General features: G+C 38.3%; 9 protein-coding genes. 3 read left to right on the top strand and 6 right to left on the bottom strand.

Features of this window, described 5'->3' with window-relative positions; all coding sequences use genetic code 11:
• Window positions 1–849: elongation factor Tu (tuf, locus tag KP713_RS07360; RefSeq protein ID WP_215770277.1), on the top strand; the 849-nt coding region annotated here is incomplete at its 5' end.
• Between the two features lie 163 nt (window positions 850–1012).
• Here the strand turns inward: tuf and ppx are convergent.
• From ppx to ilvY, 6 genes are all read right to left on the bottom strand, one after another.
• The gene (gene ppx, locus KP713_RS07355; protein ID WP_215770276.1) at window positions 1013–2542 is read right to left on the bottom strand and encodes an exopolyphosphatase; all 1530 of its coding nucleotides are present in this window, start codon (window positions 2540–2542) and stop codon (window positions 1013–1015) included.
• Between the two features lie 7 nt (window positions 2543–2549).
• Entirely contained in the window at window positions 2550–6446 is a 3897-nt protein-coding gene (gene tamB / locus KP713_RS07350) for an autotransporter assembly complex protein TamB (protein WP_215770275.1), read from the bottom strand.
• Between the two features lie 9 nt (window positions 6447–6455).
• Window positions 6456–8192, bottom strand: coding sequence for an autotransporter assembly complex protein TamA (tamA, locus tag KP713_RS07345; protein ID WP_215770274.1), 1737 nt, complete (start codon window positions 8190–8192; stop codon window positions 6456–6458).
• 122 nt (window positions 8193–8314) lie between these two features.
• On the bottom strand, window positions 8315–8632 hold the full coding sequence (gene glpE / locus KP713_RS07340; RefSeq protein WP_140531262.1) for a thiosulfate sulfurtransferase GlpE: 318 nt from the start codon (window positions 8630–8632) through the stop codon (window positions 8315–8317).
• On the bottom strand, window positions 8633–9511 hold the full coding sequence (gene rarD / locus KP713_RS07335) for an EamA family transporter RarD (protein ID WP_118856679.1): 879 nt from the start codon (window positions 9509–9511) through the stop codon (window positions 8633–8635).
• Between the two features lie 31 nt (window positions 9512–9542).
• On the bottom strand, window positions 9543–10421 hold the full coding sequence (ilvY, locus tag KP713_RS07330) for an HTH-type transcriptional activator IlvY (RefSeq protein WP_215770284.1): 879 nt from the start codon (window positions 10419–10421) through the stop codon (window positions 9543–9545).
• A 543-nt stretch (window positions 10422–10964) separates the two neighbouring features.
• Between ilvY and ilvC the strand changes: the two genes are divergently transcribed.
• Both ilvC and KP713_RS07320 read left to right on the top strand, forming a co-directional pair.
• Entirely contained in the window at window positions 10965–12443 is a 1479-nt protein-coding gene (ilvC, locus tag KP713_RS07325; protein ID WP_065249283.1) for a ketol-acid reductoisomerase, read from the top strand.
• Between the two features lie 73 nt (window positions 12444–12516).
• Complete coding sequence (locus tag KP713_RS07320) at window positions 12517–15123, top strand: autotransporter outer membrane beta-barrel domain-containing protein (RefSeq protein ID WP_215770273.1); 2607 nt, start codon at window positions 12517–12519, stop codon at window positions 15121–15123.
• Window positions 15124–15377 lie beyond the last annotated feature (254 nt).

Raw genomic sequence — 15377 nt, 5'->3', positions numbered from 1 at the left:
ATGCCACAAACTCGTGAGCACATCTTATTAGGTCGCCAAGTAGGTGTTCCATACATCATCGTATTCTTAAACAAATGCGACATGGTAGATGACGAAGAGTTATTAGAATTAGTAGAAATGGAAGTTCGTGAACTTCTATCTCAATATGACTTCCCAGGTGACGATACTCCAATCGTACGTGGTTCTGCATTACAAGCATTAAACGGCGTAGCAGAATGGGAAGAAAAAATCCTTGAATTAGCAAACCACTTAGATACTTACATCCCAGAACCAGAACGTGCGATTGACCAACCGTTCCTTCTTCCAATCGAAGACGTGTTCTCAATCTCAGGTCGTGGTACAGTAGTAACAGGTCGTGTAGAACGTGGTATCATCCGTACTGGTGATGAAGTAGAAATCGTCGGTATCAAAGATACAGCGAAAACGACTGTAACGGGTGTTGAAATGTTCCGTAAATTACTTGACGAAGGTCGTGCAGGTGAAAACATCGGTGCATTATTACGTGGTACTAAACGTGAAGAAATCGAACGTGGTCAAGTATTAGCGAAACCAGGTTCAATCACACCACACACTGACTTCGAATCAGAAGTGTACGTATTATCAAAAGAAGAAGGTGGTCGTCATACTCCATTCTTCAAAGGTTACCGTCCACAATTCTATTTCCGTACAACTGACGTAACTGGTACAATTGAATTACCAGAAGGCGTGGAAATGGTAATGCCTGGTGATAACATTAAAATGACAGTAAGCTTAATCCACCCAATCGCGATGGACCAAGGTTTACGTTTCGCAATCCGTGAAGGTGGTCGTACAGTTGGTGCGGGTGTTGTAGCGAAAATCATCAAATAATAGATGTAGCGAAATAGTCTAAGAGACAAGTAAGAGAAAAGTGCGGTGAGTTTTCATCGCACTTTTTTGCATTTATATCGAGCCACTGGGAATAGTGAAGATAAAAAATAAGCTTTTGAGATAAAATCAAAAAAGCTTACTTTATATAGTTAGTAAGACAGGATTAATTAAAGATTAGTCCCATTTCTAAATCTTTTAGAAGATTGCTTTCAATTCTTAATTCATTCCATATTAATGGGTTTCGTTCTAAGTAACCTTCTTCAAGCGTTAAGAGCCAATTATTGTCAGCTCGTTGAGTTTGAAAGGTGAATGTTTTTAGATTTTCCGTGGCTTGACGTGATTTATTGAAAATTACCGCAAGACGGAGAATGCGTATAAGCGTGATGATATCTTGTTCATGATAACGAGAAGAGCGAAGAAATTCGTTTGGCTTGAGGTGACCAATATGCCAATTAACGAGGGTGGTGAGTAAACGTTGCTGTTCACGGTCAAAACCAGGTAGTTCGATATTTTGTAAAATATAAGCAGAATGTTTTTGCAAACTTTTGTGATTGATGACAATACCTACTTCATGCAGGCGAGCAGCCCAAAGCAGGATTTCTCGCATTTCTTCAATATATGCTTGAGATTGCCAATGTTGATATTGAGCACTTAATAAGTTTGCACTGTCAGCAACACGGTGAGCCTGTGCTTGATCTATATTAAATTGTTCACTTAATCCCCAAGCTGTGCGTGCACGAATGTCAGCAACTTGAAAGTTTTTTTCTAAGCTATAGATAACACCTTCACGTAGTGCTCCATCAGAATAACGCATCTGTTGAATATTTAATACCTCAAATACAGCACTTAAAATAGCTAGTCCGGGTACAAACACATCTACGCGATCAGAATTTAAGCCATTGATATTCAGTGAAGTGAAATGATTAGCTCGTAGCGTTTGAGCGATAAGGGTATTTAATCGTTCTGTGGTGATAATACCATTAGGATCGATAGTTGAGGAAATAACCTGAGAAACAGTTTTGATGGTTCCTGAGGAGCCCAGTACAGATTGCCAGCCAAGTTTACGATATTCAAAACCTAAATCTTCGATTTTATTTACCGCACTTTGACGGGCTCGTTGGAAATTTTCTCCTGAAATAATTCCATCTTTGAAAAATTGAGTGGCAAAGCTGACACAACCCATATGGCGACTTTCTGCAATAAGCGGGGTAAAGTCATCGCCTATGATCATTTCTGTTGAGCCACCACCGATATCAATTACCAGTTTACGGCCTTTTTCTGGCTGGGTATGGCATACGCCGGCATAGATTGTTTTGGCTTCTGTTTGCCCACTGATAATATTTATTGGATATGGGAAAACGCGGGCCGCCTGACGTAAGAATTCATCATTATTGACCGCTCGTCGTAATGTATAGGTACCGACGACGTTAACATTTTCCATCGGAAAACCTTGTAAACGTTCTGCAAATAATGCCAAACAGTTTATTCCTCGAGTAATTGCTTCTTGATTGAGTACGGCATTTTCATCTAATCCTTCTGCTAGTCTCACTTTTTGTTTTAAGCGAGAAAGGACTTGAATAGAACCATTCACAATACGTGCAATAATCATATGAAAGCTGTTTGAGCCAAGATCAATTGCTGCAATTTCACGGACATTACCACGATGTTGTGAGGGCAATATTGCGTTATTCATAAAATTCCTAAAATTCAAATTGATAAAGTAAATCAAAAACCTGATTGGTGCTGGAAACAGATTGAAAATAAAGTTGTGGCATTAACCGATAACGTAGGGTTACTTCAGCGAGTCCATCAAATAATCCTACGCCGTATTTTATTTGTAGGCGATTTGTTAAATTTCCACTTATCGTAACTTTAGATTTATCTCCTACCCCCGATGTGCCAAGATTGAGATCTTGGATACCGAAGGCTTCGCCAATACTGCCAACTAATTTACCGCTCTTAGATAATCCTAAGCCGAGTAATGCTGCACCAACTGAACCACTGGAACCAGCTTCACCACTATTTTCAAGAGAACGTCCTGTTAACAAATAGGAAAGCGCTTGATCTTGTGATTTACTTGGTTCACTAAAAATGGTGACCTCTGGGCTATCTGCAACACCAATTACTTTTACGCCTGCAGTAACTTTGCTGTCTTCCATAGCCTCAGGATTACGGATTGCTTCAATATTTAACATAGGTTGAGAAGGTTGCCCTGAAAAACTAATTTGCCCTTTTCTAATTAATAGATCTTGTCCGAAAGAAGCATAGCGTCCTTTATTTAAGTTAATTTGTCCAAATAACCCTAATCGGCCTTTTTCTTGTTTTACTGAAAGTAAGCCATCAAGATTGGTTTTTAGTCCGTAAGCATCTAAATGCACATCTTTTCCGATATTAATTCGTAAATTAGAGCGAATATCCATCCCTGATTTTGTTTTTGCAGCAAACTCACGTTTAATGAGTTCTTCTTTGCTTTTATTTGGGCCATTTAGAATGACCTCATCTTCACTTACAGGCTCGGCAGTATCTGGTAGGCTATCAATTCTTATACGAGCCCAAGGTATATCGACAGTACCACTTAGATCTAATTCTTGTGGGGTAGCTTTTACTGTAATATTCGGACTTACGCGTAATTTTGCCATCGATGGAATATCAACGTTAAAGTTATCGGCTTGAGCGTTAATTTCTGTTGTCCAACGTTCAAGATTTGCCCAGTTAGCATGACCTGTTAAGTTTAATCGACTATCAGTAGTTTCAATTTTCCCCTGTAAAGTAGAGCGATTACCATGAAAATGTAAGGCTATGTCACCATTAGTAATATTGACTGGGGCCGACTTTAATTGAGTTCGTATATTGTGGAGAGTAAAATCACCGTTTAATAAGGGATTTTCTAAATTACCGCCTAGAGTGAGCTTTGATACGATTTCGCCATTCACGGATTCGCCATTACTCAGTAATTGATTTGCGATTGCTAAATTTAATCGATCAACTGTAATATTGCCACCAAGTTGACGATTTTTGCTAAGATCATTTAGAGAAATATTACCGATAAGACGGCCTTGGTTATGCACGTTCATATCTGTTTTTAGTACTAAATTGTTATTCTGAATATCTGCATTTAGAGTGGCTTTAGGAATATCCAGTTTGAAAGTACGGTAATCAAGTTTATGAGCGAATGCTAAATGATTGCCATCGATTTTGACATTAAATTGAAAGGGGTTGTCACTAAACCATGCTAGATTACCTTGAGCCTGTAATTGACCTTGTAGATTTTCTTGTTCAATTAGCTTGTTAACTAAATTTAAATTAATACGTTTAAATTGGAAAGGAATATTTCCTTGTTTTCCCGCATGAAAATTTTGTGGAAAACATAAATCAATATCTGAATTCAGCCAGCAATGTGCGCTTATATCGGTTTGTATTTGTTTATTATCGTAAGTTATTGCAACGGATTGATTTGTTTTTATCTCACCAATAGGGGTATGGAATTTTACCTGTGAAATGGCACCCTTCCATTGTTCTAAAGTGCGGTCAAAATGGCCAGTAATTTGTAAATTAGCGGCGACGGGTTCACCTTGAGATTTCAGCATGAGTTGATGATTTTTTTCATCACCCGAGGTGCTTAAGTCAATTGCACTTAGTTTTAATGTATCACCATAGTGAAGTTGAGCTGCTTTTATATTGAGTTGCCCTTTTACTATGGGCTCACTAACCACATGACCTTTTACACTGGTTTTTGATAATGTTATGTCTTGAAAATGTAATCGTTCAGAGGTTAAATTAAGATTGATTTCTGGTGTGTTCAATTTTCCAGAAATTTCTGCAGATCCTACAATCCCACCGCTTAAATCTGTCCAGAGACCTTGTAAATTAGGTGCTTGCAGATCTAAATTAAGATTAGATTGCTCCCCTAAAATTCCTTTGGCATGAACTTTGTTATTGCCATAGTTGAATTGTAAATCAGGAATGTTGAGCAGCGTTTCATCGCTGAGTTTAGCTGAGCCTTTTAGGCTTATAGGGGTTGAGGAGAGTAAACCGGTTAAATTTACGGCAGGTAAATCGACTTGCCAATTTGTTCTGTTTGCAAAACCTTTTGAATGTAATTGCCCCGATAATACGGCAGGCATAGCGGGTACATAAGGACGGATATTCATTTTGTTGAGATTAGCTGTAGCATCCCAAGTTGCGCCATCTTTCCAACTGGAGTATCCGGTGAGTATGCCATCGCCACCTAATGCCGCCAGTTTGAGTTGATTGATTGTGACTTCATATAATTTGCCATCTGCATTCAAATCGATTTGAGTGAGTGGAATATGATTCATACCTTCCACATTTCCTTTGAGCTCGCCATGGTAGGCTAATAAATTTCCAGTAAGGTTGAGTGATGCGTTGTCAATTTTTAAGGGTGACATAGCGTTTACAAAGGCATATTCTCCTTTTAGGATATTTAATGTGATGTTTAAAGGCATTTTATCTTGAGCCAGTTTTACATCACCGGTTAACTCAGCGTCCATTACACCTTTGGTTTTTAAGGAAAGTGCGGTTTTTTCTTTTAAGGAACCAGAAACGTTTAAATTAACATCTGTTGCAGGTAAAATTTCGTTACCTTGAGATTTCAATGCGTTTAGATGAGATTTCAAGGTTAATTCAACTGCCATGTTCTTATTAAGTTGTAATTTACCTTGTGATGATAACTGACCTAAGGAGCTATCTACGCTAAGCGATTGTAGTTGAATTTGATTATCAAATGTATCGGCCTTGATAGCAAAATTTGATATGTCAATAGACTGCTGCACTTCTTCTTTTTCATTGAGAACTTTATATTGCCAGTTTTTACCTGTAATCGCAGGGATATGTAAATCGAAAGGCAAAATAATTTCAGGTATGTTACCTAAAAATGCAGGAGTAAGAGATTGTTCAACTTTCGCCCAATCAACGGGTTCTGCTGATTCTTCAGTTTGTGATTTTGATATTGTTTCTTTTGTTATTTTTGAAATCACCGAGATATCGTTAATTTCAGTTGGTGCAACAGTTAAACCTCTTTCATTATTTAAACTCACCGCACTTTGAAAGCGCCCAAGCGAGATATCTTTCTGATCGATCTTGAGAGATAAATCTTGAATAGTTAGATTTTCTGCATTGATACCAATCGGTAATGATATTCTTTGCATGCCTTTAGAGGTTGATTGCTCCTCTTCGGTAGGAGGTAACAATGCGGTGTTGATGGTAATTGTTGGCCTGCTTAGTGTGGCATCACGTAAGCAAATTTCTCGTGACAATAAACAGCTAAAATCGAGCTGTAAATTGGCTTGGGCTATTTGAGTATCAATTCCTTCAGCTTGATAGTGTATATTGCGTAAAACTAAACCATGCTGTAATCCACCCTCAATATCTTCTACTGAGAAATTATCAAGCATTTTATCTGCGAATTGAATTAGTGCGCGTTGTCCAGCATCAAAGGAAAGTGCACCTACAATTCCTAAAACAGGTACAAAAATGACCGCACTTCCTACACAAATTGCTTTGCGTGTCCAGTTTTTTTTAGGCGGAACGGTTGTTGTCTCGGGAGAAGTTTTTGTTTGTTGAGTTGATTCTTTCATGGTTTTACCTTAAATTTCTGTCCCAAGACCAATATAAAATTGGATATTTTTGCTGTTATCTTTATCACGAATTGGCGTTGCAATATCAAATTTTATTGCACCGATTGGTGATGCCCAACGTACGCCAATACCAGCGCCATAGCGAAGCGCTTTTGTGGTGAAGTCATCTGCAGCAAGTCCACTATCTGCAAAGGTTGCCCCCCACCAATTCGGGTAAAATTGATATTGATATTCTAAAGAGCCAGCAAGTAAGCGAGATCCACCAACTAGTCGATTTTGTGCATCACGAGGTGCGATTTTTTTGTACCCATAACCACGCACACTGCGATCGCCACCTGCAAAGAAACGAAGTGCTGGGGGGATTTTTTCAATATTTTTTGTATGTAAGTAGCCTATTTCTGCGCGAGCAATAATGCGGTGATTGTCAGCATAAGTACGAATCCAAGCACTTGAGGCTTGTACTTTCATAAAAGCGGTTTCGGATAATACCGCTTTATTACCGACATCAAAGGTAATTTTTTGCACATCTCCCCATGTGGCAAAGGTACCACCTCTTAAGCGGGTACGCGTGAAACCAATTGTTGGATAAAACAAGAGGGTTTTATCTGTTACTTCGGCTTGGATAAAGCTATCATAACGCGCACGTAATCCACCAAAGTATTGCCAACCTTGAGCATTGTTCCAGTAGCGTAATGCTGATAATGTGAGTGCCTTTGTATCCGTATCATTTGCTTTTTCACCTTCCCAACCTGTTGAAAAATCATAATAATAATTAAGTGGATTTTTTAATAATGGCATGCGGTAAGTTGCTTCTATCGCTTGTTTAGGTGCGGAGATATAGAGATTTGTCCGAAAGCTATGTCCTCGGCTATTAATCCAAGGTTTTGTCCAGCCAATTTGAGTATGTATACCTCCATCTGTAGAAAACCCTACGCCCAGTTCCATTGCATTTTTTTTACGTGGATACAGGATAATATCAACATCAACAGTTTTAGTTTTATGATTGACATTTGGTTGTACTAAGACTGAACTAAACCAATTTGATGATGAAAAATCATTAGTGAGTTCTGATAACTTAGCCGTTAAATAGGGCTCGCCAGATTTAATATTGAGAATGTTGTTTAGGTAATCTTCTCTAATTTGTGAATGGTTAAATGTAATATTGCCATAATGGTAACGTACGCCGCTATCAAATAATATTCGCCACCATGCTTGATAGGTTTCGGGACTGATTTCTAAACGTGAGATTTTAAATTCACCATCAAAATAGCCACGACCTAATGCAAGTCTGGAAAGCGAGGTTTTGTAATCATCATAGGTTTGATGCTCGACGAGTTCTCCTTCTTTAGGCAAGTTTTTACGTAAGGCTGTAAAGTTCTCATCCTGTGCCGCCTCGCCCTCGATTTGCACATCTGTCCCCGCAAGTTTTGTTGGCTTACCAGGTGTGACATATGCAATCAATAAATCACGTTTCCCTGGGCGTTTTTTTCGTTCAAAACGAACGGAGGATTCATAATAGCCGAACACCCGCAAGCCGCGATCTACGGCTTTACTTACTAAGTGTTGATAACGTTCTGAGCCATCCATCTCTTCTTTATTGATGAGTTGAACATTAAGATCGGTATTACGAATAGCACGAAATCCACGGATACCTTGAATTTCAATATCCACCGTTTGTTCAGCTAAAGCAGCTAGGCTAGGAAAAAAAAGAAAAAGTGCGGTGAGTTTTAGAGGTTTTTTATTCATGCTTAAATGCTACTAGGTATTATCGTTGCACATTAGTGGCTATAGTCTACGGATATGTAAAAGATGATCAATGCTATTTATCATTTCTTGTCATAATTTTTATGCTTGAATGTGGGTAAACATTAATAAGCGGTTTCAATTGGTAATTCTGCTCGACACCAGCCATCAAATCCACCAATAATACTAAACACATTTTCATAGCCTTGTTCCACTAGAAAGGTCGCCACATTTTTACTGCTCACGCCATGATAACAACTCACAATGATAGGGGAGTCAAAATCTACTAACTCTTCAAATTGTAAAAAACTTTGGTTCGTTAAATGAAAAGCACCTTTAGGGTGCGAGTGGGTAAAGCGGGCATCATCGCGAATATCGGCTAACACTGCCCCTTGCTGAACCATTTCCCAAGCTTGTTGTGGCGTAATTTCTTTAAATGACATTTATAAACTTCCTTTTGCGTGCTGTTTGTACACACCATCAATCACAACAAGAATCATAGCGAGCACTAAACAGATAAAAAGTGGATAACTTTCGGCGTCAATTTGTTCACCGATAAAAAACGATACAAAAACCATCATAATGGTTTCCACATAACCAAGTAAGCCAAGCAAATTCATCGGTAACATGTTGCTGGCAATCACATAAGCTATCAATGCGGTGCCGCTAATTAATCCAAGCAACACAAGCAGCCCCCAAATATTAGGATTACTTTGTTCAACCACAGCGAAATCTGTTTGCAAGGCAAAATAAATGCTAATTGGGATTAGGCTTAACATCTCTAAACAAAAAGAGGCGAGATCACTATTTTTTAATGCTTTTCGAACAGAAAAATAGGTGGTATAGCCAACACAAATCACAATAGCTTCCCAAGAAAGCCCGCCTTTTAGCACGATATTAGAAATTACACCCAATGCGGCAATCACGACTGCAATAAATTTGAATGTTGAAATACGTTCTTTAAAAATTAATCGACCTGCTGCCACCATCACAATTGGCAAAAGTAAATAACCAAAAGACACGCTCAATGAACTGCCATTATTCGGCGCCCAAAGAAAAAGCCACATTTGAAAACCCATCAATAAGCCGCAAAAAAGATAGGGCAATGCCAAGTGCGGTTGTTTTTTGATGAGTTTTAAGCGATGAATCAACGCATTTTTCTGCTTAAACATAAACACGGAAAGGACAACAAAGGGAAACGTAAAAATCATCCGATAACCAAAAATATCCGTGCCACTCAAAGGTTTCAACAGCGTAGAAAAATAATACATATAGCCAAATAGAAATGAGGCAAGTAATGAAACGAGAACACCTTTAAACATAAGAAATCCTTATTCTAAACAGCTAATCATTCTATTCTAACATCGCCCAAAATGCACGGATTAAGGGCTGTTCGAGATTCCTTTTTTGGGTACAAATAACCAATTCAAAAGGCTCAACAGGCTTATCAAGATTAAGTCTGGAAATTTGATTATTCATTGGACTATTGTCAATGACCACATCAGGCAACATCGCTAATCCGAATCCCAATCCCACCATTGGAACAATTCCTTCATGCCCTGCAACGGTGGCATAAATTTTCGGATGTTTAATATGTTTCTCCCGCAGCCATTGTTCAATCCTCTGACGAGCATGCCCTTCAACAGGGAAAATAAAAGGCATTTGCTGCCAATTAATGGGTTTTTCTTGCAGTAATTGTGTCGCCAAACAAGCCACACGCGGTGCAATTAAAGATAAGCTAATATCATCAATTTTATGAAATGCCACACTGGATGGCAGATTATTCGGCTTACCCGCAATAGCGAGGTCAACCTGTTGTGTTTGAATCAACTCTAATGCAAGCGCTGGATCGCCCGTCGTCAGTTGAATTTCCACTTTAGGATAACGCTGGCGAAATTCTTTAAGTACGTGCGGAAGATGGCTATAAGATGCGGTTACAGAGCAAAAAAGTTTAATTTCACCGCAAAGTTCATCGGATTCATCCTTGAGCTGTTGTTTAAATTGTTGCCAGTTTTGCCATTCTGTTTTAGCAAATTGCAAAAATTTCTCACCATATTCAGTAAGTTTGACTTGCCGATTGTCACGGATAAAAAGTGTTTTCCCTAGTTCATCTTCCAACCGTTGAATTTGACGGGAAAGGGTGGAAGGGGACATGTGGTTTTGGGTGGCGGTTTTGGCGAAGTTTTTTGTGTCACTAAGGTGGATGAATATTTGTAGGTCGTTAAATTCCATAACTTTTTTATCTATAGTAAAAATTAATTTCTTCGTTTTTTGTACTGCCAAATCTCCCCTACCCCTCTTTGCTAAAGAGGGGAATTCTTTAGTCAATTACTAGAAACTGGCTCATTTATATTTTTATATCATAATTACTTATTTGCATATTTCATTTTAATTAGCATAAAAATCAAGCAAAGAATCAAATGTTTCTTCAACATAAAAGAAACTTTAGTTAATTAGTTATAACTAATTCAGTTAGATTATTCATCACACCCATTAGCATATTTGATGTTAATTACTGTAAATTACGTTCTACAAAGAATTTCCCCCTCTTTAGCAAAGAGGGGGAGGGGAGATTTGGCACTACAAAAAACGAAGAAACTCATTAATAAAAGCCAAATCTCTATTTACAACCCAGTGGTTGTAAAAATTGCAACATCAAATTCCAATAATATCACTTTACGCAACCATAAAAAATCCTATAATCAAACCACAACAAAAAAATATGCAAACACAACATCATACAATTATTCACCTTACACAATTAAGGACAACAAAATGGCTAACTATTTCAACACATTAAATTTACGTCAAAAATTAGACCAATTAGGTCGTTGTCGTTTTATGGATCGCGAAGAATTTGCAGATGAAGCAAACTTCTTAAAAGGCAAAAAAATCGTTATCGTGGGCTGTGGTGCGCAAGGTTTAAACCAAGGTTTGAATATGCGTGATTCTGGCTTAGATATTAGCTATGCCTTACGCCCTGAAGCGATTGCAGAAAAACGTGCATCATTCCAACGTGCAACTGAAAATGGTTTTAAAGTTGGTACTTATGAAGAATTAATTCCAACTGCAGATTTAGTCGTAAACTTAACACCAGACAAACAACACTCTAAAGTAGTGGCTGATGTGATGCCTTTAATGAAAAAAGACTCTGCATTTGGTTATTCACACGGTTTCAATATTGTTGAAGTTGGTGAAGAAATCCGTAAAGACATTACAGTGGTGATGGTTGCGCCAAAATGTCCGGGCACTGAAGTACGTGAAGAATACAAACGTGGTTTCGGTGTGCCAACATTAATCGCAGTTCACCCTGAAAATGATCCGAAAGGTGAAGGCATGGCGATCGCAAAAGCATGGGCTGCTGCGACTGGCGGTCATAAAGCGGGTGTTTTAGAATCTTCATTCGTTGCAGAAGTAAAATCTGACTTAATGGGTGAGCAAACTATCCTTTGCGGTATGTTACAAGCAGGCTCTATCGTATGTTATGACAAATTAGTGGCAGACGGTAAAGATCCAGCATACGCAGGTAAATTAATCCAATACGGTTGGGAAACTATTACCGAAGCGTTAAAACAAGGTGGTATCACATTAATGATGGATCGCCTATCAAACAGCGCAAAATTACGTGCATTTGAACTAGCTGAACAAATCAAAGAAAGCCTTGGTTTCTTATATTACAAACACATGGATGACATCATTAGCGGTCACTTCTCTGCAACAATGATGGCTGACTGGGCAAATGGCGACAAAGACTTATTCGCATGGCGTGAAGCAACAGGTAAAACAGCCTTTGAAAATGCACCAAAATATGATGGCAAAATTAGTGAACAAGAATACTTTGATAACGGCGTATTAATGATCGCAATGGTGAAAGCTGGCGTGGAATTAGCTTTTGAAGCGATGGTTGCTAGCGGTATTTATGAAGAATCAGCTTACTACGAATCACTTCACGAATTACCATTAATTGCGAACACCATCGCACGTAAACGATTATACGAAATGAACGTGGTAATTTCTGATACTGCAGAATATGGTAACTACTTATTCTCTAACGTAGCGACTCCAATTCTTGCAAAAGAAATTATCCCTAACCTTCAAAAAGGTGACTTGGGCGAGCCTACTCCAGCAGCGGAAATCGATAACATCACTTTACGCGATGTAAACGATGCAATTCGCAACCACCCTGTTGAATTAATCGGTCAAGAATTACGTGGTTATATGACAGATATGAAACGTATCGCAGTTGCGGGTTAATTGTTAAACCAGTAAAATTCAAGCCAACTTATTTTCAATAAGTTGGCTTTTTTTATAATCCAAAGGAATTAACATGAAAAATAATAAAATTTTTAACCGCACTTTTAAAGTAAGTTTGGTGGCTATGGCGTTAGGATTAGTTAATTCAGCGTGGGCTACAGATCTTACTTGTTCAAACTCAACGGGATGTCAGTATTCTTGGGACGAATCGACTAAAATTTGGACTTTCAACCAAAACCAACAAACATCAATTAGTGATGCAATTAATGTAACTATTACACCAGGAAACTACCAAAATATAGCGAAGACAGATGTAGGAACTAACACTAACGGAGTGCAACCGACCGCCTCTAGTGATTCACTATTTCGTATTTTTGACCTTACTGATAGAAATAATCATATTACTGTTAAATCTGGTGTAAATGCCACACTCAAAGAAGACTATCCATCAAGCTCACTTTTAAGTATATGGGGTGGAACTGCCACGTTAGAAACAGGCTCAAAACTCATTGTTGAGAAAAATTACGCACAAATTCACAATATAACTGATGCTTATGGTGATTCAAGTGGCAACTCAGCGATTGAATCTCGTGGTGGCAAAATTAATACAGAAGCTGATATTGAAATAAATAACGATGGTTCTAGCGCAATTGAATCTCAAAAGACCTCTGTTATCAATTCATCCAATCATAGTATCAAGATGAATGGAAAGAATGATATTGCCTACGCATTATATGGTGCAGAAGATATAGCAAATATCAGTAATGTACAAATTACTGGAAATCAAGATATGCAATTTGCTTTTGACATCGGTACAAATGATGAGAATGCGGCTCAGACGGTTATAGCTAATGGTTTAAATGTAACTCTTAACAATAAAAGTGGTTTATTCACCACATCAGATAGCGGATCGCAAACAATAACACTAAAAAATTCAGAAAGTAATACAGGTTATGGTTTACTCGCATTCCCATTGGGCGATGAGCAGTTAGTTAAAATTAATTTAGAAAATACAACATTAAATGCTACTCAAGCATTAATCTCGCTTAATGATAAAAACTTCCCTCTTGAAGCAGAAGATGATGAGGATGATGCATCCAATTCTACACCAGCTGGAGTCTATCATCTAAACCTTACTGCAAGTAAAAACTCCAAACTAACTGGCGCAATTCTTGAAAATCCAGATTGGCCAGTCAAGAATGAGATCAATTTGTCTATGTCTAATAGTCAATGGAGTTTCAATAAATCAAGCACATTGAATAACTTAGATGCTAACAGTTCTGACATTACATTTACTCCAACTTCTGAATATAAAACATTAACAATTAAAGATAACCTCACTGGTTCTAGCACATTTAACCTCAATACTAATATTGCTGAAAACAAAAGCGATAAAATCGTTGTTAAAGGCACTGCTGAAGGTAATCATAAAATTGGTGTAACTAACCAAGGGGCAAATGTTGCTAACGGAAAAGTGACACTTGTAGAAACCAATGGTGGTAATGCAGCATTTAGCTTAACCAATGCCAACAATCGTGTAGATTTAGGTGCTTACCAATACTTCCTAACAAAAGAAGGAAATAATTGGGTATTAGCTAACTCTAAAAATGTGGTTACTCCAACTCCTCCTGTTGCACCCGTTACCCCAAGTAACCCTGTAGTGAGTCCAAGCAATCCAGTGGTGACGCCAAGTAATCCAATGGTAACTCCAAGCAACCCAGTGGTAACTCCAAGCAACCCTGTGGTAACTCCAAGCAATCCTGTGGTGACGCCAAGCAATCCTGTGGCAGCTCCAGTTCTACCAAGTACACCATTACTCTCAGACTTAGCGAATGCACAAGTTTCTCTTCGCCAAGCACAATTGCTTTTAGTGGAAGATGATTTAAGCGGCATTCATCAGCGTCTAGGTGAAGTGAAAAACGGTGAAAAAGGTAATGTATGGGTTCGTAATGTGAATTCTCGCCAAAAATTAGCCGCACTTTCGACTGGTGACAGTGAAACTTCTGGCTTTAAACAAAACGTACATCGCGTACAAGTGGGCGCTGATGCTGCTGTAACTTATAACCTCCGTGTTGGTGGATTTGTTGGCCGCAGCCAAGCTAACGTTGATTTTAATGGTTATTACGGTGATGGCAAAGTAAGAAGCAATAGCGTGGGCTTATATGCAGCTTACCTTGCAGATGACGGTATTTATGTAGATAACATCATGAAATACAGCCGTTTACACGCTAATTCAGATCACACTGAAAAACGTCATTACAATGCTTATACGATTTCGAGTGAATTAGGTAAACGCTTTAGTCTTGCAAACGATTGGACAATCACACCGCAAGCACAATTAGCGTGGACACATATTTCATCACAAGAGAATGAAGATAGCTTATTTTCTGTGTATTCTCGAATTGGTTTACGTGTAGCCAAAGGCTTTGCATTAAGTAATGGTTGGAATTTACAGCCTTATGCAGAAGTGAATGCGATTACTAGCAAAAACCGTAGCAGCAAAATTCATTACACAAACAGTGCGCTTGATGTCGCAAGCAGCCGTGGACGTTTTGAAAGTGCGGTCGGTTTAAATGCTGGATTTGCCAATCATCGCTTTGGTTTAGAAGTAAGCCGTGCTGACGGTAAAAACTTTGACAAACCTTATGCAATTCAAGCGATTTATCATTATAGCTGGTAGTATCTTACTAAACATACCTCTTAAAAGTGCGGTGAATTTTCACCGCACTTTTGTTTGCCCTAACTAAATATTCAAATATCTTATAAATTCTAGACTCTTTTAGCTATTAAGAGAGAAATGAATTCGATTACTCTGTTGTGTATCAAGGATACCACGTGCTGTCAAATCGATGATTCATGATTATATTTCACTCAAAATAAAATAAAAAATATGAGCGAGATCACAAAATGAATACTTTTTATAAGTATGTAGAA

The sequence above is a fragment of the Haemophilus sp. SZY H36 genome, from assembly GCF_018829625.1.
GTDB classification, from domain to species: Bacteria; Pseudomonadota; Gammaproteobacteria; order Enterobacterales; family Pasteurellaceae; genus Haemophilus; species Haemophilus haemolyticus_K.
This window is presented reverse-complemented; position numbering and strand designations above follow the sequence as displayed.

Bases quoted from the DNA above. Each gene is read 5' to 3' on its own strand.
- ppx (WP_215770276.1), bottom strand. From the start codon at position 2,542: ATGAATAACGCAATATTGCCCTCACAACATCGTGGTAATGTCCGTGAA.
- tamB (WP_215770275.1), bottom strand. From the start codon at position 6,446: ATGAAAGAATCAACTCAACAAACAAAAACTTCTCCCGAGACAACAACC.
- tamA (WP_215770274.1), bottom strand. From the start codon at position 8,192: ATGAATAAAAAACCTCTAAAACTCACCGCACTTTTTCTTTTTTTTCCT.
- glpE (WP_140531262.1), bottom strand. From the start codon at position 8,632: ATGTCATTTAAAGAAATTACGCCACAACAAGCTTGGGAAATGGTTCAG.
- rarD (WP_118856679.1), bottom strand. From the start codon at position 9,511: ATGTTTAAAGGTGTTCTCGTTTCATTACTTGCCTCATTTCTATTTGGC.
- ilvY (WP_215770284.1), bottom strand. From the start codon at position 10,421: ATGGAATTTAACGACCTACAAATATTCATCCACCTTAGTGACACAAAA.
- ilvC (WP_065249283.1), top strand. From the start codon at position 10,965: ATGGCTAACTATTTCAACACATTAAATTTACGTCAAAAATTAGACCAA.
- KP713_RS07320 (WP_215770273.1), top strand. From the start codon at position 12,517: ATGAAAAATAATAAAATTTTTAACCGCACTTTTAAAGTAAGTTTGGTG.